Genomic DNA, 23,637 nt, shown 5'->3' with positions numbered 1-23,637 from the left:
ATGTTGAAGGCGGCGCTTGAGCTTCGCGCCTGCCAAGGCCATACCGGCCATGTTCAGGAATTACACTGGCCAAGGCAGCCTTACCCGTCAACGTGACCCGCGACACGAACCTTTCAAGGACCGGAATTCTGCCCGCCGACGCGACGGCAATCGCGGAAGCGGCGGGCGTGTTGAAGCGCGGCGGCCTCGCCGCGTTTCCGACCGAAACCGTCTATGGTCTCGGCGCAAACGCGGCCGACCCGCGCGCGGTCGCTGCGCTCTACGCCGCGAAGGGGCGGCCTTCCTTCAATCCGCTAATTGCGCATGTCCGCGATATCGCGGCCGCAAAACGCCTCGGCGTTTTCAGCGCACAAGCGGACGCGCTTGCGGCGGCATTCTGGCCGGGACCGCTCACGCTGGTCGTGAAAGCCGACGAGAATTCTCCGGTATGCGAACTCGCGCGCGCCGGGCTGGATACGGTTGCGATCCGCGTACCTTCGCACCCGGTTGCCCGCGCGCTGCTCGCGCTCTGCGATTTTCCGGTCGCCGCCCCGAGCGCGAACCGCTCCGGCCATGTCTCGCCGACACGCGCGGAGCATGTGAGCGCCGACCTCGGCGGCAAGGTGGACATCATCCTCGATGGCGGCGCGTGCGCGGGCGGGATCGAATCCACCATCGTCGATTGCTCCGGCGATATGCTCCGTTTGTTACGCAGCGGCGGCATTCCGCGCGCAGAGATCGAGAAGGTCGCGGGGCCGCTCTCCGCTGCAAACGGGAGCGCGATTTCCGCGCCGGGCATGATGGCTTCGCATTATGCGCCGAATGCGAAACTGCGGCTGGACGCGCACGACGTGCAAGCAGGAGAAGCGCTGCTCGCTTTCGGCGAGCCGCTGCCCGCGGGCGCCGAACAAGCGGTTAAATGCCTGAACCTTTCGCCGCGCGGCGATCTCACGGAAGCTGCCGCGAACCTCTACGCCCAACTTCGCACGCTGGATGCTTCCGGCGCGCGGGGTATTGCGGTCGCTCCAATTCCGGCGGAAGGTTTGGGCGAAGCGATCCGCGACCGCCTGCAACGAGCAGCCGCCCCGAAATGAAATCCGCAAAGAAGAAAAAGAAGAAGCCTGCGCCGAAGACCAATGGCGCATTGCTCGCGCGTTTCGCGAAAATCGTCGGCGAGAAAAATGCGATTCGCGACGCGGCCGAAATCGCCCCCTATGTAAAGGAACAGCGCGATCTCTATCGCGGCAAGGCTGCGATGGTGTTACGGCCGGGGAGCGTGGAGGAAGTCGCGAAAATCCTCCAGCTTGCGGGCAAGACCAAGACGCCCGTTGTCCCGCAAGGTGGCAATACGGGCCTCGTCGGAGGGCAGATTTCCTTCGACGCCAGCGCGATCGTGCTTTCCACGCAGCGGCTCAACAAAATCCGCGAAGTAGATGCGGACGCAAATACGATGACGGTCGAGTCCGGCGTCATCCTCCAGAACGCGCAGGAAGCGGCGGCGAAACACGAACGGCTGTTTCCGCTCTCGCTCGGCGCGGAAGGAAGCTGCACCATCGGCGGCAATCTCTCGACCAATGCCGGCGGTACGCAGGTTCTTGCCTACGGCAATGCGCGCGACCTCGTGCTCGGCCTCGAAGTCGTGCTGGCGAGCGGGAAAATCCTGCGCGGACTTCGCAAACTGAAGAAAGACAATACCGGCTACGACCTGCGCCATCTGTTCATGGGCGCTGAAGGCACACTCGGCATCATCACCGCGGCGGTGCTGAAATTGTTCCCCGCGCCGCGCGCGATTTCCACGGCATGGATCGGCGTGCCATCGCCGGAAGCGGCATTGAAGCTGCTCAACGTGGCGCTGGCGCGCTGCGGGTCTTCGTTGACCAGTTTCGAGCTGATGCCGCGCATCGCCATCGAATTCGACCTGCGGCACCTGCCGGGCGCGCGCGATCCGCTGTCCTCGCCGCATCCGTGGTACGTGCTTGCGGAGATTTTCGGCGACGACGAAACACGCACGCTGGAGACAATGGAAACGCTGCTCGCGGATGGCGCGCAGAACGGCCTCATCACCGACGCCATGATCGCCGCAAACCGCGAGCAGCGCGCGGCGCTGTGGCGGATGCGCACCGGCATCACCGACGTACAGAAGCCTGAAGGCGGCTCGATCAAGCACGACATTTCCGTGCCGGTATCTAGCGTGCCTGCTTTCATGAACGAAGGTACCGCTGCCGTAGAGAAAATGATTCCCGGCGCGCGCGTGGTCGGCTTCGGCCATCTCGGCGACGGCAACATTCACTTTAACATCAGCCAGCCGGTCGGCGCAGACAAAACAAAATTCCTCGCGCGCTGGGACGACGTGAACGCCACGGTACATGCCATTGTGCTGCGTTATGGCGGCTCGGTATCAGCCGAGCACGGGATCGGCGTACTCAAGCGCGAACTGCTCGCGGAAACGAAGGATGCGGTCGCGCTCTCCACCATGCGCGCGATCAAGCAGGCGCTCGATCCGAACGGGATCCTGAACCCCGGCAAGGTGCTGCGCGCGCGGAGGCAACCATAGAAACCGTTTTCGCAGCCAGCGCCGCGATCTTCCGCGAAGACGGCAAGGTGCTGCTCGCGAAGCGCGTGAAGCCGCCGCAACTCTGGAGCCTGCCGGGCGGCAAACTGGAGCCGGGCGAAACCGCGGAAGCGGCCGCCGTGCGCGAAACGCGCGAGGAGGTTTCGGTCGAAATCGAAATCGTTGGCCGTGCGGGCGAGCGGCTGGTCGATATTCACGACGCGGGCGTGCTGCAAAAGCGTTTCGTCATCACGTTCTTCGCCGCGACCGTAAAATCCGGCGAGCCTGCGTCGAGCGACGAAGCGGCGGAGGTCGGCTGGTTCACGGCGGACGAGATCGAAACACTCACCGCCACCGCCGGGCTTGCGGAAGCCGTGCGCGATGCCGCGCGCGTGCTCGATCTTTCCAAAGGCTAGAGAGCGGATTCTTGCAAGCAGCCGCAAAGCAGCGCATAGGCTCCGCCGTCATGACTTCGGCGCTCCGAAATTTTCTCATTGCATGCGGTTTTCTTGCCGCCGGGAGCGCATTCGCGCAGGCGCCCGCGCCGCGCGCACCCTACGAGAACGACCTGAATCAGCTTGCCGAGATTCTCGGTGCGCTCCACTACCTGCGGCCGCTCTGCGGCGCGAACGAGCCGACGCAATGGCGCAACGAGATGCAGTCCATTCTCGATTCCGCGAACCTGCCGCCCCCGCAGCGGGACATGGTCGTGAACAGCTTCAACCGCGGCTACACCGCCTACGAGCAGACCTACCGCTCCTGCACGCCCGCGGCGGCGGTCGCCATCAAACGCTTCCTGGACGAGGGCGCGCGGCTCTCGCGCGAGATCGCGACCCGCTACGGCAATTGAAATAAAAGCCTTTTCCGCCGTTAACCTTCTTTAAAGGTCCGTGGCGACGGCCAAGGTTCCGCCCGTTAAGGTCCGTAAACGAATGACGACGGGCGCAACCAGTGTCCGCGGGGAAAGTAAGTCGTGCGTAATACCCTTCCGCTCAGAATCACAAAGCTTTCGGACGACCGGCCGGAAGAAGAGCGCCGCGCCGCCTTCGGTTATCTCAACGAAGCCTGGGAAGAAGCGCGCCTCGACGGCATCGACGGCGATTGTCTCGCGCAGGTCGCCCTGTTCACGGCGATCAACGAACTGGTCTCGACCTACGGCGAGGAAGCCACCGCCGAATACGCCGACCGGCTGGGCGAACGCATCCGCCGCGGCGAGTTCACCATTCCCGGCAACCGCCAGTAATTTTCCGTTCGTCTGTCAGCGAATCCCGGCGCGCAGAAACGCCTGGATGAATTGCCGCTGGAACAGCAGAAATCCGGCCAGCAACGGCGCAATCACCATCAACGTCGCCGCACTGACGACGGCGATGTTCACGCCGCTCTCGGTCGCACCGAATAGCGAGAGACCGACGGTCAGCGGCCGCGTGCTGGTGGAGTTGGTCACGATCAGCGGCCAGAGAAAATTATTCCAGTGGGTCGCGACCGAAACCAGCGCGTAGGCGAGATAAGTCGGGCGTGCGGCGGGAATGTAGACGCGCCATAGCACGCCGAACCAGCCGCAGCCTTCCACCCTCGCCGCTTCTTCCAGTTCCTGCGGCACCGACTTGAATGCCTGTCGCAGCAGGAAGATGCCGAAGGCGCTCGCCATGTACGGCACGCCGATGCCGAAGATCGTATCGAACAGGCCGAGCCGCGAAATCATCGCGTAGTTCTCGACGATCAGGACTTCCGGCAGCACGAACAGTTGCAGCAGTACGAGAATGAAGATCACGTCCCGGCCCGGAAACTCGAAGCGGGCAAAAGCGTAGCCGGCGAGCGTGCAAAGCGTGAGCTGCCCGGCGAGGATGACGGTGACGAGCAGCGTCGTATTCAAAAAGTAGCGCGGCCACGGCGCGCTGTCCCACGCAACGCGGAAATTCTCGAGCGTCAGCGGCGCGCTCAACTTGAAGGAAAGCGCGCCCTCCGGCGTATGGAACGCCGCCCATACCGCGAATACCAGCGGCGACACCCACACGATCGCGAGCAGCCACGCGCCGACCGTATCGAGCGACGGCAGCGCGAACGAACGCCGCGCGCGGGGATATGTGGAGGAGACGCTCATCGGTAATGCACCCGCCGCTCCAGCACCGCGAACTGGATCGTCGCGACAATACCGAGCACCAGCAGGATGAGAACGGTCATGGTCGCCGCCAGATGCGTATCGAAATACGCGAACGCCATTTCCCACACCCAGTAGAGAATGAGCTTGGAGGCGTTGTCGGGACCGCCTTTGGTCAGAATGAACAGGTGGTCGATCAGCTTCACCGAATTGATGAGTGCGTTGACCAGCACGAACATCGTGGTCGGTGCGAGCAACGGCAGCACCACGCGGCGCGTATAGGTCCAGCGTCCCGCCCCTTCGACGGTCGCCGCCTCGCGCAGATCGGGCGAGATGGTCTGCAATGCCGCGAGATAGAAGATCATGTAGAAGCCCGCTTCCTTCCAGATGGTCACGCCAATCACGGAATAGAGCGCGGTCTCCTGCTGGCCGAGCCAGTTCACGGAAGGAAAGCCGAACAGCGCGGTGATGCGGTCGATCACGCCGAGGTCGGGCGTGTAGAAGAACAGCCACAGGTTCGCCGCCGCTATCATCGGCAGCATGGTCGGCGTGAAATACGCCGCGCGCACGAAGCCGCGCCCGACGATCTGCGCGTTCGCCCACAGCGCCATGCCGAGCGCCATCGCAATCGAAACCGGGATCGTCACACCCGCATAGATCAGGTTGTTGACCACGACCTTGCGGAATGCGGGATCGGAAAACAGCGTGAGATAATTATCGAAGCCGACGAAACGCGACGGGCGGCGGATCGTGCCCTTGGAGAACAGGCTGGCGTAAAAGGTTTCGATGGCGGGAATGAACGCGAACGTAATCAGCAAGATCAAGGCAGGTGCGAGCAACATCCAGCCGTAGAGCGCCATACGGCGACGGGCGAGGTATGCGGCCTGATCCTGCATGAGAAAGAAACCGGCGGGGACGCGAACGCCCCCGCCGCCTTTGCTTACTTGTATTCCTTAAGGAGACGGTCGGCGGTGGCCTGCGCCTCTTTCATTGCGGCTTCCGGCGTCTGCTTACCGGTGAGCGCGGCCTGCACCGCGTTCGAGAGCGCCTCGCGCACGCGGGCCGTGGCATAGGTCGAGAACTCGGCAACCGCATGCTCAAGCTGGTCGCGCGCGACCACTGCCTGCGGGAAGTCCTGCGCATACTTCTTCAGGGCTTCCGTCTGGTAGGACGCTGGGCTGACGCCGACATAGCCGGTCGCAATCGACCACGCGGCTGCTCGTTCCGGCGCGGTCATGAAGCGCACGAAAGTGAGCGCCGCCTTCTGCTCTTCCTTGGTCGCACCGCGGAAGAGATAGAAGTTGCCGCCGCCGGTCGGCGAACCGAGCCGCTTGTTGGCGGGCAGCAGCGCGACGCCGAAGTCGAACTTCGCTTCTGCGCGAACTGCGGTGAGGTTGCCGGTCGTGTGCCACATCATCGCGGTCTTGCGTTGCGTGAACGCCTGACGGAGCGTGCCCCACTCGATCGCACCTTCCGGCGAGACCTTGTGCTTGGCGGCGAGATCGCGCCAGAAGGTCAGCGCTTCGATGGTCGCCGGCGCATCGAAGTGAACCTTCTTGCCGTTGTCGCTCATCAGCACCTGACCGTTCTGGATCGCGAAGGCCTGGAACATCCAGTACGGATAGCCGGTGGACGGCACCATGATGCCGTACTGGCCGTCCTTGGTGAGCTTCTTCGAAACCTCGACAAGCTCAGCCCAGGTCTTCGGCGGCTTGTTCGGGTCGAGGCCCGCTTCCTTGAACATGTCCTTGTTGTAGTAGAGCACGATGGTCGAGCGCTGGAACGGAATGCCCCAGGTCTTGCCGTCGACCTGACCGTTCTCCATCAGCGCCGGGTAGAAGCTCTTCAACCACGCGCGTTCGTCGTCGGTGGAAACCGCGTCGTCGAACGGCACGATCAGGTTCTGCTCGATCAGGTCGTAGACGTCGATCGAGAACAGCACCGAGAGCTGCGCCGGCTGGCCGCCCTTGATCGCGGAGAGTGCGCGCACGCGCGTCTCATCGTAGTTGCCGGCGTAGATCGCGTTGACTTTGATCGTCGGGTTCGCCTTGTGGAACTCCTCGATCATGCCGTCGATCACCTTGGTCAGCGCGCCGCCGACCGCGATCGGATAATACATCGTGAGCGTGGTCTGCTGCGCCGGGGCGGCGCCGCTGGCGGCGAGGAGCATCGCCCCCGCGACAACCGTTTTCCATAGACTTCTGAACATCAGCCTCTCCTCCTTTTACTAGCCGGATAATGCCGGATCGTTGGTGACGAACTTCGGTCCGGCGGCCTGCGTGTCTTTCGCAGGCAGGCGCACGCCGGAGGCACGATCGAACAGCACCGCGTCATGCCGGTTCCATTCGATGAAGATTTCCTGGCCCGGCTCGCGCGAGACGCGGCCCGGAATACGCGCGATCAACTGACCCGCTTCGGTCAGCGCGTAGAGAAAGGTCTCGGCGCCCATGAACTCCGTGTTCTGCACGGTGCCGCGCAGCGCCGTCTTGGAAACATCAACGACGCGGATGCTTTCGGGGCGGATGCCGACCGTCAGCTCGCTCGCCGGTTTCGCTTCGCTTGCAAGCGGCACAAGTCCATCGGGCAACGCGGCGGCAGGCAGCAACGTCATCGGCGGCGTGCCGATGAAAGATGCGGAAAATGCTGTTGCCGGTTCTTCGTACAAAGCCTGCGGCGTGCCCATCTGCTCGATGCGGCCGTCCTTCATCAAGACGACGACATCGGCCATCGCCATCGCTTCGGTCTGATCGTGCGTGACGTAGATGACAGTCATGTCAAGCTGGCGCTGGAGCGAACGGATTTCCTGCCGGACCGAATGACGCAGCTTGGCGTCGAGATTGGAGAGCGGCTCGTCCATCAGGCAGATCGGATGATCCGCGATGATCGCGCGGGCGAGCGCGACGCGCTGGCGTTGGCCGCCGGAAAGTTGCGCCGGCTTGCGGTGTTCGTAGCCTTTCAGGCCGGTGCGCTGGAGCGCGACTTCGAGGCGTTCGGCGCGCTCCGCTTTCGGCGTGCCGCGCACCTTCAACCCGAACACGATGTTTTCCGCGACGCTCAGATGCGGGAACAGCGCATAGGACTGAAACACCATGGAGATGCCGCGCTTCGACGGCGGCTCGGAAGTGACGTCGCGGCCGCCGATCAGGACGCGGCCTTGGTCCGGCGATTCCAGCCCGGCGATGATACGCAGCGTCGTCGACTTGCCGCAGCCGGACGGGCCGAGCAGCACGACGAACGAACCTTTCGAAATCGAAAGGTTGACGTTATCAATGCCGACCGCGCTCGCCCACTTCTTGGTCGCGCCCTGCAACTCGATGAATGCCATGCCGACCTTGATGCCGTCCCTGGAAGCGTTTTCTGTTTTGTCGTTCCAGCATTCATATTACAGTTTTATGACAATGGCTGCGACACGAAGTTCGCCAACAGAATTATCGGCTTGCATGTGTTGTTGCGCTGCACCCTCGATACGTGATGCGGAAAAACGGGGCACCGTCCCGTGCTGATTGTTCAGTTGTCGGACATGCATGTCTCCGTGCCCGGAAAGCTGTTCGGCAAGCATGTCGACAGCCGCGTGGCATTCGAGCGCGCGGTTTCGCGCGTACTCGCTTTCGAACCGAAACCCGATCTGGTGCTGCTCACCGGTGATGTGGCGGAAACCGGTGCGGGCGAGGAATACGATTTCATCGCCGCGCAACTCGCGCGGCTGCATTGTCCGGTTGCCGCCATTCCCGGCAACCATGACGTGCGCGAAGAAATGCTGCAAAAGCTGCCGCGTTGCGTCACGCGGCAGGATGGCGGCCATCTCAGTTTCGTCAACGACGATTACGACGTTCGCATCATCGGCCTCGACACCATCGTGCCGAACGCGGTGCATGGCGAATTATGCGAAACGCGGCTCGGCTGGCTGCGCGCCACGCTGGCGGCGGACCGCAACAAGCCAACGCTGATTGCGATGCATCACCCGCCGTTCACGACTGGCCTCGTGAAGATGGACGAATACGGCATCAAGCACGGGCTTGCGGAATTCCGCGCCATTATCGCAGAGCACGCGAAGAACATTTCCGCCATCGTCTGCGGACACGCGCACCGGATGATCGTCGCGAATATCGCGGGCGTGCCTGTGCTGCTATCCCCCTCGTCCTCGTTTCCGTTCGAACTCGACCTGCGTAGCAAACCGTCGCTGAATTTCATCCGGGAGCCGCAGCAGTTTCTGGTCCACACATGGAGCGCGGCGGCGGGCCTCGTCAGCCATGCCGCGTTCGTGGACGCGTTTCCGGGGCCGTATTCCGTGCTCTAGGCGGCGGTTTCGCCACCACGAATTTTCCCGCCCTTCCCCGCGATCCGCTACACTGCCCGCATGAGGGAAAAACTTCTTGCCGGTTTTGCGTTTGCGCTTTGCGTGCTGCTCGCCGCCGCGCCGCAGACGCTCGCGCAGAAGAAGGTCAAGACCGAAACCATCAAGGAACCGGCGACCAATCCGGCGAAGGCGCAGAAGCGCAACGGCACGTTGCCGGAAATCCTGCGCGACGTTTCCGCGCTGCCGGAGCCGGTGCGCAAACTGCACGAGCGGATTCTCGTCGCCGCGCGCAATGGCGATCTCGACGCGGTGGCCGCGATCATGAAGGAGCAGAAATCGCTGCCGACATTCTCGGTCGGCGGCGATCCGGAGCCGGTGCAGTTCTGGAAAAATTCCTTTCCCGATAGCGACGGACTGGAAGTCCTGTCGAGCCTGATCGAAGTGCTGGAAAGCCCGTTCGTGCTGATCGAAAAGGGCACGCCGAACGAAGTTTTCGTCTGGCCCTACTTCCACGCGATCCCGCTGGAGAAGCTCACCGCCCCGCAGCGGGTCGAACTGTTCCGGCTGGTCACGGCGTTCGACTACAAGGAAATGCAGAAATTCGGCGCGTATAATTTTTTCCGCGTCGGCATTTCGCCGGACGGCGCGTGGCAGTTTTTTATTGCAGGCGACTGATTACGTCCCCGCGGGCAGCGCTTCGAGAAAGCGGACCGGCTGACCTTTCCCCTTCGCAAGTAACTGCCCGTCGCGCATCACGATGGTACCGCGCAGCACTGTTCCCACCGGCCAGCCGGTAACGGTGACGCCGTCATAGGGCGTCCAGCCCGCCTTCGACTCGATCCATTTATTCGTGATCGTCTCGCGCCGTTTCAGATCGACGATGGTGAGGTCGGCGTCGTAGCCGTGCGCGATGCGGCCCTTGTTGGCAATGCCGAACACGCGTGCCGGACCGTGACTGCTGAGATCGACGAAACGCTGCAACGTAAGCCGGCCCGCGTTCACATGATCGAGCATGGTCGGCACCAGCGTCTGCACGCCGGTCATGCCGGAGGGACTCGCGGGATAGGTCTTCGATTTTTCTTCCAGCGTATGCGGCGCGTGATCGGAGCCGAGAATATCGACAGTGCCGTCCGCGATGCCGCGCCAGATCGCGTCGCGGTGGCGCGCATCGCGCACGGGCGGGTTCATCTGCGCGCGCGTGCCGAGGCGCTCGTAACATTCGGGCGCGACAAGGGTGAGATGATGCGGCGTCACCTCGACGGTCGCGACATCCTTGTGCGCGGCGAGGAAGTCGATTTCTTCCGCCGTGGAAACATGCAGCACGTGCACGCGCCTGCCAGTGTCGCGCGCCAGCGTGACGAGGCGCGTGGTCGCGAGCAGCGCCGCAACCGGATCGCGCCAGACCGGATGCGAGCGCGGGTCGCCTTCGATGCGCTCGCCCTTTCGTTCGTTCAGGCGCGGCTCGTCTTCCGCATGAAACGACGCACGGCGGCGGATGTTTTCCAGAATCGCGCGCAGGCCCTTGTCGTCCGGGATCAGCAGCTTCCCGGTCGAAGAACCCATGAAGACCTTGATGCCAGCACAGCCGGGCAACTGCTCGTATTCCGCGACCTCGCCTGCGTTCTCCGCCGTGCCTCCGATGAAGAAGGCAAAATCGCAGTGCATCCGCCCGATGGCGCGGCCGATCTTGTCGGCGAAGGCATCGCCGTCGATAGTGAGCGGATCGGTGTTCGGCATTTCGAACACCGCCGTAACGCCGCCCATCACGGCGCCGCGCGAGCCGCTTTCCAGGTCTTCCTTGTGGGTCATGCCCGGTTCGCGGAAGTGGACCTGCGTGTCGATGACGCCGGGCAGGATATGAAGGCCGTGGCAATCCCATTTCTGCGCGGCCGAGGCGGACGCGAGGCTGCCGAGCGCAACGATTCGCCCGTCGCGGATGCCGATGTCGCGTGCGACCGCGCCATCGTGGTTCACGACGGTTCCGCCAGTGAGGATGAGATCGAAAGTTTCGGCCATGCGGCCCCGCGAAATTACCCGCCCTTGCCGGGCTACAGGAACAGCCTTACTTGTCTGCGGAAAGAGAAACCTTTGCAAGCGGCCTCCGGAGAGAGGATCGACGAAATCCCCATGCTGGCTGCAATCCTCGAAGAACGCGCGGTCCTGCGCATAACCGGCGACGACGCCAAGACGTTCCTCGACAACGTCATCACGAACGATGTCGATTCGCTCCTACCCGATCAGGCGCGTTTTGCGGGATTGCTGACGCCGCAGGGCAAGATCGTCGCGGACTTTCTGGTGGTGCGCGCGCACGACGAAGACGGCGGCGGTTTCCTGATCGACGCGCCACGCGCCATCGCGGACGATCTCGCGAAGAAGCTCGCCTTCTACAAGTTGCGCGCCAAGGTCGCGATCGAGGACAGGCCCGATCTCGCTGTCGCGGCGGTGCTCGAAGGCAAGGCGACATCGGAGACTGGCATCGTTTACGACGACCCGCGGCACCCGACGCTTGGCCAGCGGATCATTCTTCCGGCAGCCGAAGCTAAATCCGATCTCGAAAACGCTGACTTCAAAATCGCGGCAGCGGACGCCTATCACACTAAGCGCATCGCACTTGGCGTTCCCGATGGCGGCAAGGATTTCGTTTACAGCGACGCCTATCCGCACGAAGCGGACATGGACCAGTTGAACGGCGTCGATTTCAAGAAAGGCTGCTTCATCGGGCAAGAAGTCGTTTCGCGCATGGAACGGAAAACCCTGCCGCGCACGCGCATCGTGCAGGTGACGTTCGACACCGCGCCGTTCCCCGGCGTCGAAGTGAAAGCCGGAGACAAACCGGCGGGACACATGGGCTCCGGCGAAAACGGCAAGGGCATCGCGATGGTGCGGCTGGACCGCGTGCAGGCCGCGCTCGCGAAGGGCGAGAAGATCACCGCGGGCGGCATCGAGATTTCGTTGCAGAAACCGGCATGGGCGCGCTTCCCGTTTCCCGGCGAACCAGATTTCGGCGCATAGTCAGCGCATGAAAAGAATCGTTCACGCCGACGGCAAGAAACGCTGCGTATGGTGCGGCGTTGATCCATTATACGTGCATTACCACGACACCGAATGGGGCGTGCCGGAATACGACGACCGCGCGCTATTCGAGAAGCTGATCCTCGACGGGTTTCAGGCCGGGCTTTCGTGGATCACGATTTTGCGCAAGCGCGACAACTTCCGCAAAGCCTTCGACAAGTTCAACCCGGAGAAAATTGCGCGCTACGACACAAAGAAATTGAACGCGCTGATGAAGGACGAAGGCATCATCCGCAACAAGATGAAAATCTGGGGCGCGCGGCAATCGGCGCGCGCATGGCTGGAGATTCAGGAAAAAGGTCCGGGCTTCTCGAAGCTGCTTTGGGATTTCGTGGACGGCGCACCGAAGATCAACAAGATCAAGACGCATGGCGGCGTTCCGGCAGAAACGAAGATTTCGCTTGCGATGTCGAAGGAGCTGAAAGCGCGCGGTTTCAATTTCTGCGGACCGACCATCGTCTATGCCTTCATGCAGGCCACTGGCATGGTGAACGATCACCTGACGAGCTGCTATCGTCACAAGGAACTCGCGAAGTGACGAAAGCTGCCGCGCGCGCTTCTTCCACGAAGCGCGAGGCTGCGCCGCGGGCATGGCAACGCATGCTGTCGGGCCGGAGGCTCGATCTGCTCGATCCTTCTCCGCTCGACGTCGAGATCGAGGATATCGCGCACGGCCTCGCGCGCGTCGCGCGCTGGAACGGCCAGACCATCGGCACGCACATCTTCTCCGTCGCGCAACATTCGCTGCTGGTGGAAGCAATCTCGCGGAAGATTTCCCCGAACCTCGACCGTAAGTGGCGGCTCGCGGTGCTGCTGCACGACGCGCCAGAATACGTGATCGGCGACCTCATCAGCCCGTTCAAGGCGGTGCTGCGCGCCGACTACAAGGCGGTGGAGAACCGGCTGCTGCATGCGATCTCGCTGCGCTTCGGCTTGCCCGCGCGCTGGCCAGCCACATTGAACGACCATGTGAAGAAAGCCGACCGCCACGCGGCGTTTCTCGAAGCGACGCGGCTGGCTGGTTTCAAGGAAACGGAAGCGCGGCGCTTTTTCGGCACGCCGCCGGGCCTCGACGAAGCGGAGGAGAAGCGCTACCTCACGCCGTGGAACGCGGAAACCGCCGGGAAGCGGTTTCTCGCTCGCTTCAAGGAACTCTCGGACGAAACATGATCCACGTCTGCTCGCTTTCTCGCTTGCACAATGTCGTCGACGACACCGGCGCCGAGCATGTCGTCACGCTTATCCGCGATACTTCGCGCGTGACGCGGCCGCGGAGCATCCGCGAGGAAAACCACCTCATCCTGTCCATCGATGACATCGAGGACGAACTCGAAGGGATGATCGCTCCGGCGGAAACGCATGTTGCGGAACTGCTCACCTTCGTCGAGCGCTGGGAGCGCCGTAAGCCGATGGTGGTACATTGCTTCGCCGGCATCAGCCGCTCGACGGCGGCCGCGTTCATCACCGCTTGCGCAATCCAGCCTGAAAAGAACGAAGCAGAGATCGCACGCGCGATCCGCAGCGCGTCCATCACCGCGCAACCGAACCCGCGCATCGTCGGCTTCGGCGACAAGCTGCTCGGCCGCGGCGGCCGCATGGTCGAGGCGGTACGCGCCATCGGCAAGGGGGACTTCGGCAGCGGCTGGATCGAAGAAGCCGAACCCTTCGTCATCAAAATCTGAACCATGGCGAACGACACGCATCCGCGCACCGCAATCGAAATCGGTCTCGCGGCTGCGATTGTCGCGATCGACGCCGATACGCCGCTCATTCTGGTTGCGGGCGACGGCAGCCTCGGCCTCCCCTCCGGTCCGTTCGACGCGCTCGAACACCGCACCTTCGAGATCGGCCTTCGTCGTTTCGTCGCGGAGCAGACCGCGCTAGAGGTCGGCTATGTCGAGCAGCTCTACACCTTCGGCGACCGCGGGCGGCACGCACAGGCGGGCGATACCGTGCCGCATGTCGTCTCGGTCGGTTATCTCGCGCTGACGCGCGTCACTACCGCGCGCGCAATGAAATCCCACGGCGCGCGTTTTGAGCCGTGGTACAAATTCTTTCCGTGGGAAGACTGGCGCGAAGGCCGCCCCAAGGTTCTCGACGCGACGATCCTGCCCGCACTGAATGCATGGGCGAAGACGGCGAAAGCCGTACCGGGCGCGGAGTTCGGCCCGCGCGAGCGCATCCGGCTTTCGTTCGGCATCGACGGCACGTCATGGGACGAGGAGCGTGTGCTGGAGCGCTACGAACTGCTCTACTCCGCCGGGCTGATCGCGGAATCCCGCCGTGACGGGCGCGAGAGTGCGCTGGTTCGCGAAAAACCGGAAACACTCGGCGAGCCGATGCAATTCGATCACCGGAGAATTCTCGCGACCGCGATCTCGCGGCTGCGCGCAAAACTCAAATACAGGCCCGTGGTTTTCGAACTGATGCCGGACGAATTCACACTGACCGAATTGCAGCACACGGTGGAGGCCATCGCCGGCCGCCATTTGCATAAACAAAATTTCCGGCGGCTGGTGGAAGGCACCGCGCTGGTCGAACCGACTGGCGAAGTCTCGACGCAAACCGGAGGGCGTCCGGCGGCGATGTATCGCTTCCGGCGCGAGGTTCTCAAGGAGCGCCCTGCGCCGGGGCTGCGGTTCGGAGGACGGTAGACTGCCTCATGGTTCGAGACGCGGGCTTCGTCCGCTCCTCACCATGAGACGTCATAAATGACAACAACTTCGTCTTCCGGGACCGCGCGAAGCGCAGCATCTCGAAGGACAGAATTAAATTTCGATATCCAGCGCCACATCAAGGCTCGGCGCGGAATGCGTCAGCGCACCGGACGAAATCACATCGACGCCGCTTTCCGCGATGGCGGCAACGGTATCGAGCGTGACGCCACCGGAAGCCTCGGTGACGATCTTGCCCCTGCAAAGTGCGACCGCTTCGCGAAGCGTTTCCGGCTTCATGTTGTCGAGCAGTACGACGTCGGCCTTGCCGTTTGCGAGCACTTCACGGAGCTGATCGAGTGTATCGACCTCGATCTCGACCTTCACAAGATGACCTACGGCTGCGCGCGCCGCATCGAGTGCTTGCGCAACACCGCCCGCGACGGCGATGTGGTTGTCCTTGATCAGCACCGCGTCGTCGAGGCCGAAACGGTGATTGACGCCGCCGCCACAGCGCACGGCGTATTTTTCCAGCGCGCGCAGGCCCGGCGTGGTCTTGCGGGTATCGGTGACCTTCGCCTTGGTGTGCGCGATCTTCGCGGCGTAAGCAGCGGTTAGCGTCGCGATGCCGGAGAGATGACCGAGAAAGTTCAGCGCAACCCGCTCGCCGGAAAGAATGGCGATGGCCGGACCTTCGATCAGCGCCAGCGTGGTGTTCGCCTTTACGCTATCGCCGTCGCGGGCTTTCGCCTCGAATTTGATGCTTGGTGCAAGCGCACGGAACGCGCGCGCGGCGCATGGCAAACCGGCGATCGTTCCAGCGTTGCGTGCGACGAGCTTTGCTTTCGCCTGAATCCCTTCGGGCAACGTCGCGGAAGACGTGACATCGCCCGCACGGCCGAGGTCTTCGTCGAGCGCGCGCTTCACCGCGTCCTGAATGACAAGCGGCGAAAGGAATGCACCGGGAGCTACGAGATCGGCCATCACGCAGCCTTTGCGGTTGCGGCCCGCGCAATGCGGCGTGCTTCCGCGAGATCGATGAAGGTACGATGCGCCTGCGCGGGATCCGCGTTTGGGAAGTCCGAACGGTAATGCCCGCCCCGGCTCTCGGTGCGGACCAGCGCGGCGCTCGCAACCAGCAATGCCGTGGTCGCCATGTCGCGCACGGACGGACGCTTCGCGGTCGCCTCGATGTTCAGGATCTCGCCGAGCGCGTGGACAAGACCCGCGCGGTCGCGGATCACGCCTACATATTTGCTCATCACGTTGCGCAGCCGCTTCGCATCCTCGATGCCTTCGGCGGGAAGCGGCGGCGGCACTTCGCAGGAGTCGGCGGGCCACGCCAGCGTTTTGGGAAGCGCAAGAAGGCCGCCGATGTCTTCGGCAATACGCGCGGCATAGACCACGGCTTCGAGCAAAGAGTTAGAAGCGAGCCGGTTCGCACCATGCGCGCCGGTGCTCGCGACTTCTCCCGCGGCCCAAAGACCGTCGAGCGTCGCGCGGCCCTGCGCATCCACCAGCACGCCGCCCATGTGATAGTGCGCGGCGGGCGCAATCGGCACTGGTTGCCGGTCGGGATCGAGGCCGGCAGCCTTGCAAGCGGCAAACACCGTTGGAAAACGCTCGGAGAATTTTTCCACCGGCCGCAGGTCGAGGAACGCGCCGCGCCCGGCCTGGATTTCCGCAAACACAGCGCGCGCAACGATGTCGCGCGGCGCAAGTTCGGCATTCGGATGAACCGGCAACATGAAGCGCTCGCCATTCTTGTTGACGAGCACCGCGCCCTCGCCGCGTAGGGCTTCGGTCGCCAGCGGGGCCGGGTCCTTGCCGACATCGAGCGCCGTCGGGTGAAACTGCACGAATTCCGGATCGGCAATCGTCGCGCCCGCGCGCGCGGCGGCGGCCAGCCCGCGCCCGCGAGCCTCGCGCGGATTAGTGGTGATGGCATAGAGACCGCCGATGCCGCCCGACGCGAGCACGACCGCGCGGGCCGGCAACGCCATCGGCTTGCCGGCGCGGCCCGCGGGACGCGCATGAATCCCGGTGACATACCGGCCATCGACATAGAGATCATCGACAACAAGGCTTTCCAGCACACGGATGGTCGGCGTGTTGCGCACGGCCGCGACCAGCGCCGCCATGATCGCCGCGCCCGCACGGTCGCCCTGCACCCTTACAATTCTCTTGTGGGAATGCGCGGCTTCACGGGAAAGCATCAGCTTGCCTTCGAGGTCGCGGTCGAACGGCACGCCGTATTTCAGGAGATCGTTGATGCGCGCGGGCGCTTCTTCCGCCATCGCGCGGATGACCTTCTCGTCCACGGTGCCCGCACCCGCGGCCAGCGTGTCGGCGACGTGGCTGTCGATGGTGTCGCCCTCGCCGACCGCAGCTGCGATGCCGCCCTGCGCCCATGCGGACGAAGCGCCTTCGCCAATCGGCGCGGCAGTGACGATGGTCACGGGACGGGGGCTGAGTTTCAGCGCGCAGAACAAACCAGCGAGGCCGCCGCCGACGATCACGACGTCATCGACTCCACCCCATGAGCGTGGCGTGAGCGTATCAGCGGTGCGCGGAGAGTCGGACATTGCAATCTCTTCTCCCTATCCTCGCTTGCGAGGATAGGGAGTTTCTCATTACGACTTCAGGTGAATCATCCGCTCTACCGCGCGGCGCGCTTTTTCAGCGACCGCGGGGTCGATTTCGACTTCCTCGCGAAGATAGACGAGGCTGTCGAGAATCTTCGGCAGCGTGATGCGCTTCATATGCGGGCAGAGGTTGCACGGCTTCACGAACTCGGTGTCCGGCGCTTCCTGCTGCACGTTGTCGGCCATCGAGCATTCGGTGACCATGACGACGCGCTTCGGCTTCTTCGTCTTCACATAGTTCTGCAAAGCCGAGGTCGAGCCGGTGAAGTCCGCTTCCGCAATTACGTCGGGCGGGCATTCCGGGTGCGCGAGGATTTGCACGCTCGGATCGGCTTCGCGATAGCGGCGAAGCTCTTCACCCGTGAAACGCTCGTGCACTTCGCAGTGGCCCTTCCACGCGATGATCTTGACCTTGGTCTGGGTCGCGACCCAGCGTGCAAGGAATTCGTCGGGAATGCAGATCACGCGGTCGACGCCGAAGCTCTCGACCACCTGCACGGCGTTCGACGAGGTGCAGCAGATGTCGCTCTCCGCCTTCACGTCGGCGGAGGTGTTGACGTAGGTCACGACCGGCACGCCGGGATAACGCTCGCGCAGCAAACGAACGTCCTCGCCGGTGATCGACTGCGCAAGCGAGCAGCCCGCGCGCAGATCGGGGATCAGCACGGTCTTGTCCGGGTTCAACAGCTTCGAGGTTTCCGCCATGAAGTGCACGCCACCCTGAATGATGATGTCGGACTTTGACTTGGCGGCTTCCTTGGCGAGCTGAAGGCTGTCGCCGACGAAGTCAGCAACACAGTTGTAGATTTCGGGCGTCTGGTAGTTGTGCGCGAGCAGCACCGCGTTGCGCTGCTTTTTCAGCTTGTTGATCGCGTAAACGTAAGGCGCGTGGAACGGCCACTCCACGGAAGGGATGATGTGCTTCACCTTCTCGTAGAGGTGTGCGGTCTCGCGCTCGACCTCGGCGTTCCATTCCAGCTTGGGCATCGGCAGCACGCCGTATTTGCGGGCAGCAGCGCCCGTGCCCGGACGAGGCACGACGAACTCGCCGCGTGCGACCGGCGGGGTCACGACTTCCACTTCAGGACGGATGTTGCGGTCGATGACAGTGACCATTGGCGCCTCCCAAGCTCTCGTCTGCGGGCCTATATGCTCGAATTGAGCATATAAGGGCACAGAAAAGACCGGCTCTCACCGGGACTTATTCTCACTTCGAGCAAATATATAACGCATCCCGGGAGATTTTGCTAGTCCCCCTCGTCAATCAGCCTATGCGCCGCTTCGATAGCAGCGCAGCGCAAAACGATTTCCGCTTGATAAACTTCACGGCTAGGTTTCGCACGCGCGAAGGCAGCCCGCGCCGCATACAAAATAATACCGGCAGCCGGGGAACACCGATGTCCACGACACCCGCGCCCGCCGCGCCTGCGCCGCTGCTTTCTTTCCTGAAGAACCCGCTGGTTATCGTCATTTTCGGATGCCTGATCGCGATCGTGACCTTCGGGCCACGCTCCTCCTTCGGCTTCTTCCTGACGCCGATGTCGGCGCAGTACGGCTGGGGACGCGACGTGTTCGCCCTCGCCTTCGCGGTCCAGAACCTGCTCTGGGGCATGGGCACGCCGTTCGCGGGCGCAATCGCCGACCGCTTCGGCACCGCCAAGGTGCTGGCTGGCGGCGCGGTGCTCTACTCGCTCGGCCTCGCGCTGATGGCCTACGCGACAAACCCGCTGACGCTGAACATCACCGGTGGCGTGTTGATCGGCTTCGGGCTGTCGGCCTGCTCGTTCAACATCGTGCTCACCGCCTTCGGCAAGCTGGTGTCGAAGGAATGGCAGGGCCTCGCCTTCGGCGCGGGTACGGCGGCCGGTTCGTTCGGGCAATTCCTGTTCGCGCCGTTCGGCGTCGCGCTGATCCAGAACTTCGGCTGGCAGTATGCGCTGCTCGTATTCTCGGCGCTGGTGCTGCTGGTCATTCCGCTCGCGACCGCGCTGATGACGGCGACCAACAAGGCAGCGGTGACTTCGCAAAACGCGACGCCTGAACAGGCGCAATCGCTTCGCGAAGCGCTGGCGGAGGCATTCGGCCACAAGTCCTATGTCCTGCTCGTCACCGGCTTCTTCACCTGCGGCTTCCAGCTCGCATTCGTTACGGCGCACTTGCCGTCCTATCTGCTTGACCGCGGACTCTCGGCGCAGGTCGGCGGATGGACACTCGCGATCATTGGGTTGTGCAACATCGTCGGCTCGTTCACCGCAGGCTGGCTCGGAAACAGGGTTCCGAAGCGCTACATCCTGTCCGCAATTTACCTGACGCGTGCGATCTCGATTGCGATCTTCATCTCGATCCCGCCGAGCGTGGAAGCCACGCTGATCTTCGCGGTCATCACCGGTCTGACCTGGCTCTCCACCGTGCCGCCGACTTCATCGCTGGTTGCAATTATGTTCGGCACGCGCTGGTTCGCGATGCTGTATGGTTTTGTCTTCTTCAGCCATCAGGTCGGCAGCTTTCTCGGTGTCTGGCTCGGCGGCATCGCGTTCGAGAAATTCGGCTCCTACGACATGGTGTGGTGGCTCTCGGTGACGTTCGGCGTATTATCCGCACTCATCAACCTGCCGATCGTGGAGAAGCCGGTCGCACGCCTCGCCGCTCCGGCCGCATGACGCAATGACAACAGCCGATACGCCGCGTTCGCATGGCTGGCGCACGCCGCTCGTTATCCTGATCTTCGGCTGCCTGGTCGCGCTGATAGGTTTCGGCCCGCGTTCAACGTTGGGACTGTTTCTATCCCCGATCACGCAGGAGAAAGGCTGGGGCCGCGACGTTTATGCTTTCGCGCTCGCCTTGCAGATGTTGCTGTGGGGCGTTGCGCAACCGTTCGCAGGCGGAATCGCCGACCGCTATGGCGCGGTGCGCGTGGTGTGGGTGGGTGCCGCCTTTTACGCAGTTGGCCTTGCCGGCATGGCCTTCGCGACCTCGCAGGGCGCGCTGATTTTATCGGCGGGTTTTCTGATCGGCTTCGGGCTTGCAGGTACTTCGTTCACGGTCGTGATCGGCGCATTCGGAAAATTGCTGCCGGTACACTGGCGCTCGATTTCGTTCGGACTCGGCACGGGTGCGAGTTCGTTCGGACAATTCATGTTCTCGCCGCTCGCGATCGGATTGAATCAGGCACTGAACTGGCACACGACGCTGCTGATCTTCGCTGGCATCGTACTCGTCATGATGCCGCTCTCGCTCGCACTAGCGCGTCCTCGCGAACTTTCCGAAAGCGGTCCCGCCGCGCCGGCGCAATCGGTGCGCGAAGCGCTGCGCGAGGCGATGAGCCATCGCAGCTATATGCTGCTCGTGCTCGGCTACTTCACCTGCGGCTTCCAGTTGTTCTTCATCACCATCCATCTGCCGACCTATCTGGTGGACCGCGGACTTTCGGTCGAGGTCGGAGCCTGGACGATCGGCATAATCGGCCTGTTCAACATTCTCGGCTCGATCGGCTCCGGCTGGCTCGCCAACAGGATGCCGAAACGCTTCCTGCTTGCGGCGATCTATGCGCTGCGTTCGGTGGTCATCCTCGTTTTCATTCTCGTCCCGCCGACGCCACTGACCTCGATGCTTTTCGGCGCGGTGATGGGCGTGCTGTGGCTTTCGAGCGTGCCGCCGACGCAGGCACTGGTCGCGGTAATGTTCGGCACGCGCTGGCTGACGATGCTGGCGGGCCTCGCCTTCTTCAGCCATCAGGTTGGCGGCTTTCTCGGCGTCTGGCTGGGGGGCATCCTGTACGAGCGCACCGGCTCCTACGATGTGGTCTGGTATCTCACTATCTTGCTCGGCCTGTTCGCAGCTGTCATCAACCTGCCCATCGTCGAGAAACCTGTCACGCGCGCGGTTGCCGCGCCTTCGTAAACTCGTCTAGAAACCGCGCATGGGAAAATTCAAAGCCATCATCGTCCCTGAAAAGGGCCAGCCCGCCGCGCTCGGCGAATTCGACGAAGCGGCGTTCATGGACGGCGACGTCACCGTCGCGGTCGAATATTCCACCGTGAACTACAAGGATGGCCTCGCCATCACCGGCAAGGCGCCGGTGGTGCGCCGCTTCCCGATGATCCCCGGCATAGATTTCGCCGGCAAAGTGGAAAGCTCGTCGCACCCGGATTTCAAGACAGGCGATAGCGTTGTCCTCAACGGTTGGGGAACCGGCGAAACCCATCTCGGTGCGTACGGTGCGAAGTCCCGCGTGAAAGGCGACTGGCTGGTGAAGCTTCCCGCCGGAATGACCGCGCGCGAGGCAATGGCCATCGGCACCGCGGGCTATACCGCCATGCTTTGCGTCATCGCGCTGGAAAAAGCGGGCGTGAAACCCTCCGACGGAACGATCGTCGTCACCGGCGCCGCCGGGGGCGTCGGCTCGGTTGCAATCGCCGTACTCTCGAAACTCGGCTACAGCGTCACCGCTTCCACCGGACGCGCATCGGAAGCGGACTATCTGAAATCGCTCGGCGCCGCCGAGATCATCGACCGCGCTGAATTTTCCCAGCCCGCGAAGCCGCTTGGCAAGGAACGCTTCGCCGGCGGCGTCGACTCGGTCGGCTCGCATACGCTTGCGAACGTGCTCTCCATGACAAAATACGGCGGCGCGGTCGCGGCTTGTGGTCTGGCCGCCGGCATGGACCTTCCCGCGTCGGTCGCGCCCTTCATCCTGCGTGGCGTATCGTTGCTCGGCATCGACTCCGTGATGTGCCCGCAGCCGCGCCGCCGCGAGGCCTGGGAACGGCTCGCCAAGGACCTCGACCGCAAGAAGCTGGAAGCGATGACCACTGAAATACCGCTGGAAGGCGTGATGGAAGTGGCGCCGAAAATCCTTGCGGGACAAGTTCGCGGGCGTACGGTTGTGAAGATTGGCTGACAGGCCGCCTTGCCTCGAACTTGACAAGAAGCCGGGGTTTCTGCGGTAGCTATCGTACAAGCCCCGGGGCACCGGTTCCACCATGATTCGCTTGAGCCTCATTCTGCTGGCCTTCGCGATTGCCTTCCCGGCAAGCGCTCAGGAAACCGTGCTCGGTGCGAAGCAAGCCCGTGCCTTCATCGCGGGTAAAATATTCGGCTATCGCTGCTTTGACGGCACCACTGGTATCGGCCGTATCGACCATGACGGCTCGGTCGCGGGTACCATTCGTCCAGGCGAAGACAAGCCCTCGCGCTACATCCGCCTGCCCGTGAATACAGTATACGAAAGCGGCGACCAGATCTGCGCAACGTTGCGCGGCGCACGGTTCTCGCCCTGCTTCACCATCACCAAGACGAGCCACAACAGTTTCCGCGGCGCAATCGCGGGGCTTGGCTTCATGTATTGCGATTTCGTGCGCGGCGGCCGTCCGATCGTTGCCGGACGCAAGACCAAGAAATAGCACCGGCTACTTTTGCGCCTTCACCGGATCGTCCGCGCATTCGATGATGTGGCGGCGTTTTCCAACTTCCTGCGCGGTGTAATCCAGAAACGCACGAACGCGCGCGGAATTCTTCAAATCCGGATGCGTCAGCAGCCAGAGGCCGGCCTCGATGTCCGGCTCCGGAAAACCGACACGCTCTGCGCCTTCCACCGCCGCGCCGATGAAGCAGGGAAGAAGCGCATGACCGCCGCCCGCAGCGACCGCTTCGGCGAGACCGAGTACGGTATTGATCTTGTATACGATGCGGTCCGGCCCCGCGTTTTCCATCAGCCACTTGTTCGGCTTCGGTCCGCCGATACCGTCGGACAGTCCGATCCAGTGATAGCGGCGTGCGTCTGCCTGCAAGAAAGGCTTCGGCTTGTCAGCGGCAGGCGCGAACACGCCCCAACGGATGCTGGCGAGGCGGCGGCCAATCAGCGCTTCCGGCGGCCTGTCGGTCGCGCGGATCGCGATGTCGGCATCGCGCTTGGAGAGATTGAGCGACTCGTTCGCGACCACGATGTCGAGATTGATTTCGGGATAGGTCTTGCGAAACCCGACAAAGACATCCGAGAGTAGGTGTACAAGCAGCGTGTCATTGGTGGTGACGCGCAACTCTCCCGACGGACGAAGATCCTGTCCGGTGATTTTGCGCTCCAGATCGACCACATCGTCGGCAATGCGGAACGCGAGTTCGACCATCTTCTCGCCCGCTGCGGTCGGCGCATAGCCGGTACGGCTGCGCTCGAACAGGCGCGCGCCGATCGCTTTTTCCAGCGCGCCGAGACGGCGGAAAACAGTTGAATGATTGATGCCTAAAGTATCGGCCGCGCCGGCCAACGACTTGGTTTCGGCAATTGCCTTGACCAGCCGGAACTCATCCCACGCAATATCGGCCATATGCGCCCACGCAACTCA

General features: G+C 63.0%; 25 protein-coding genes. 16 read left to right on the top strand and 9 right to left on the bottom strand.

Translation table 11 applies throughout. The features are described from left to right. Positions 1–125: 125 nt before the first annotated feature. The 5 genes from KF794_02525 (at position 126) to KF794_02505 (ending at position 3,773) form a co-directional block, all read left to right on the top strand. Positions 126–1,073, top strand: coding sequence for a threonylcarbamoyl-AMP synthase (locus tag KF794_02525; protein QYK46566.1), 948 nt, complete (start codon positions 126–128; stop codon positions 1,071–1,073). Next, on the top strand, positions 1,070–2,533 hold the full coding sequence (locus KF794_02520) for an FAD-binding oxidoreductase (GenBank protein ID QYK45594.1): 1,464 nt from the start codon (positions 1,070–1,072) through the stop codon (positions 2,531–2,533). The genes KF794_02525 and KF794_02520 overlap by 4 nt, the downstream gene beginning before the upstream one ends. 26 nt (positions 2,534–2,559) lie before the next feature. Then, positions 2,560–2,946, top strand: coding sequence for an NUDIX domain-containing protein (locus tag KF794_02515; GenBank protein QYK46565.1), 387 nt, complete (start codon positions 2,560–2,562; stop codon positions 2,944–2,946). A 50-nt stretch (positions 2,947–2,996) separates the two neighbouring features. After that, a complete protein-coding gene (locus KF794_02510) occupies positions 2,997–3,380 on the top strand; it encodes a TIGR02301 family protein (protein QYK46564.1) in 384 nt (127 codons plus the stop codon). A 147-nt stretch (positions 3,381–3,527) separates the two neighbouring features. Then, positions 3,528–3,773 (top strand): hypothetical protein, encoded by a 246-nt coding sequence (locus tag KF794_02505; GenBank protein ID QYK46563.1) that lies wholly within the window; start codon positions 3,528–3,530, stop codon positions 3,771–3,773. A gap of 15 nt (positions 3,774–3,788) precedes the next feature. Here KF794_02505 and KF794_02500 read toward each other — a convergent pair whose 3' ends face one another. Genes KF794_02500 through KF794_02485 form a run of 4 tightly spaced genes read right to left on the bottom strand, consistent with a single transcriptional unit; the run spans position 3,789 to position 7,953 of the window. Further along, entirely contained in the window at positions 3,789–4,631 is an 843-nt protein-coding gene (locus KF794_02500) for a carbohydrate ABC transporter permease (protein ID QYK45593.1), read from the bottom strand. Beyond that, the gene (locus tag KF794_02495; GenBank protein ID QYK45592.1) at positions 4,628–5,524 is read right to left on the bottom strand and encodes a sugar ABC transporter permease; all 897 of its coding nucleotides are present in this window, start codon (positions 5,522–5,524) and stop codon (positions 4,628–4,630) included. The genes KF794_02500 and KF794_02495 overlap by 4 nt, the downstream gene beginning before the upstream one ends. A 44-nt stretch (positions 5,525–5,568) precedes the next feature. Next, entirely contained in the window at positions 5,569–6,798 is a 1,230-nt protein-coding gene (locus KF794_02490) for an ABC transporter substrate-binding protein (GenBank protein QYK46562.1), read from the bottom strand. A 57-nt stretch (positions 6,799–6,855) separates the two neighbouring features. After that, positions 6,856–7,953: an ABC transporter ATP-binding protein gene (locus KF794_02485; GenBank protein QYK45591.1), complete on the bottom strand. Its 1,098-nt coding sequence runs from the start codon at positions 7,951–7,953 to the stop codon at positions 6,856–6,858. A gap of 171 nt (positions 7,954–8,124) precedes the next feature. Between KF794_02485 and KF794_02480 the strand changes: the two genes are divergently transcribed. Continuing rightward, on the top strand, positions 8,125–8,925 hold the full coding sequence (locus KF794_02480; protein QYK45590.1) for a phosphodiesterase: 801 nt from the start codon (positions 8,125–8,127) through the stop codon (positions 8,923–8,925). A gap of 60 nt (positions 8,926–8,985) precedes the next feature. Next, on the top strand, positions 8,986–9,600 hold the full coding sequence (locus KF794_02475; GenBank protein ID QYK45589.1) for a hypothetical protein: 615 nt from the start codon (positions 8,986–8,988) through the stop codon (positions 9,598–9,600). Here KF794_02475 and KF794_02470 read toward each other — a convergent pair whose 3' ends face one another. After that, positions 9,601–11,142, bottom strand: a complete 1,542-nt coding sequence (locus tag KF794_02470; GenBank protein ID QYK46561.1) for a dihydroorotase — start codon at positions 11,140–11,142, stop codon at positions 9,601–9,603. Here KF794_02470 and KF794_02465 point away from each other — a divergent pair. From KF794_02465 to KF794_02445, 5 genes are all read left to right on the top strand, one after another. Beyond that, complete coding sequence (locus KF794_02465) at positions 11,053–11,937, top strand: folate-binding protein YgfZ (protein ID QYK45588.1); 885 nt, start codon at positions 11,053–11,055, stop codon at positions 11,935–11,937. The two genes, KF794_02470 and KF794_02465, sit on opposite strands and share 90 nt — an antisense overlap. A gap of 7 nt (positions 11,938–11,944) precedes the next feature. Next, positions 11,945–12,535: a DNA-3-methyladenine glycosylase I gene (locus tag KF794_02460; GenBank protein QYK45587.1), complete on the top strand. Its 591-nt coding sequence runs from the start codon at positions 11,945–11,947 to the stop codon at positions 12,533–12,535. Positions 12,536–12,597: 62 nt separating this feature from the next. Next, positions 12,598–13,167, top strand: coding sequence for an HD family hydrolase (locus KF794_02455; protein QYK46560.1), 570 nt, complete (start codon positions 12,598–12,600; stop codon positions 13,165–13,167). Then, the gene (locus tag KF794_02450; protein ID QYK45586.1) at positions 13,164–13,679 is read left to right on the top strand and encodes a tyrosine protein phosphatase; all 516 of its coding nucleotides are present in this window, start codon (positions 13,164–13,166) and stop codon (positions 13,677–13,679) included. Before KF794_02455 ends, KF794_02450 begins: the two co-directional genes overlap by 4 nt. A 3-nt stretch (positions 13,680–13,682) precedes the next feature. Continuing rightward, positions 13,683–14,651: an NAD regulator gene (locus KF794_02445; protein ID QYK45585.1), complete on the top strand. Its 969-nt coding sequence runs from the start codon at positions 13,683–13,685 to the stop codon at positions 14,649–14,651. A 114-nt stretch (positions 14,652–14,765) separates the two neighbouring features. Here KF794_02445 and nadC read toward each other — a convergent pair whose 3' ends face one another. The 3 genes from nadC to nadA are packed head-to-tail and all read right to left on the bottom strand — an operon-like array spanning position 14,766 to position 18,412. After that, positions 14,766–15,635, bottom strand: coding sequence for a carboxylating nicotinate-nucleotide diphosphorylase (gene nadC, locus KF794_02440; protein ID QYK45584.1), 870 nt, complete (start codon positions 15,633–15,635; stop codon positions 14,766–14,768). Then, a complete protein-coding gene (locus tag KF794_02435; GenBank protein QYK45583.1) occupies positions 15,635–17,236 on the bottom strand; it encodes an L-aspartate oxidase in 1,602 nt (533 codons plus the stop codon). Before KF794_02435 ends, nadC begins: the two co-directional genes overlap by 1 nt. A 48-nt stretch (positions 17,237–17,284) precedes the next feature. Then, complete coding sequence (gene nadA, locus KF794_02430) at positions 17,285–18,412, bottom strand: quinolinate synthase NadA (GenBank protein QYK45582.1); 1,128 nt, start codon at positions 18,410–18,412, stop codon at positions 17,285–17,287. 281 nt (positions 18,413–18,693) lie between these two features. Between nadA and KF794_02425 the strand changes: the two genes are divergently transcribed. The 4 genes from KF794_02425 to KF794_02410 all read left to right on the top strand — a co-directional run bounded on the left by KF794_02425 (position 18,694) and on the right by KF794_02410 (position 22,698). Next, positions 18,694–19,956: an MFS transporter gene (locus KF794_02425; protein ID QYK45581.1), complete on the top strand. Its 1,263-nt coding sequence runs from the start codon at positions 18,694–18,696 to the stop codon at positions 19,954–19,956. 4 nt (positions 19,957–19,960) lie between these two features. After that, on the top strand, positions 19,961–21,196 hold the full coding sequence (locus KF794_02420; protein QYK45580.1) for an MFS transporter: 1,236 nt from the start codon (positions 19,961–19,963) through the stop codon (positions 21,194–21,196). 19 nt (positions 21,197–21,215) lie between these two features. After that, the gene (locus tag KF794_02415) at positions 21,216–22,196 is read left to right on the top strand and encodes an oxidoreductase (GenBank protein QYK45579.1); all 981 of its coding nucleotides are present in this window, start codon (positions 21,216–21,218) and stop codon (positions 22,194–22,196) included. A gap of 82 nt (positions 22,197–22,278) precedes the next feature. After that, positions 22,279–22,698 carry a hypothetical protein gene (locus KF794_02410; GenBank protein ID QYK45578.1) on the top strand — a complete coding sequence of 140 codons (420 nt, stop codon included), beginning with the start codon at positions 22,279–22,281 and terminating at the stop codon, positions 22,696–22,698. Between the two features lie 6 nt (positions 22,699–22,704). On the opposite strand, the gene KF794_02405 is transcribed toward KF794_02410, so the two are convergent. Continuing rightward, positions 22,705–23,619: a LysR family transcriptional regulator gene (locus KF794_02405; protein QYK45577.1), complete on the bottom strand. Its 915-nt coding sequence runs from the start codon at positions 23,617–23,619 to the stop codon at positions 22,705–22,707. Positions 23,620–23,637 lie beyond the last annotated feature (18 nt).

The sequence above is a fragment of the Xanthobacteraceae bacterium genome (genome assembly GCA_019454205.1).
Classification (GTDB): Bacteria; Pseudomonadota; Alphaproteobacteria; order Rhizobiales; family Xanthobacteraceae.
Note: the sequence above shows the minus strand (reverse complement) of the source record. Positions and strands in the feature narration are given on the sequence as shown.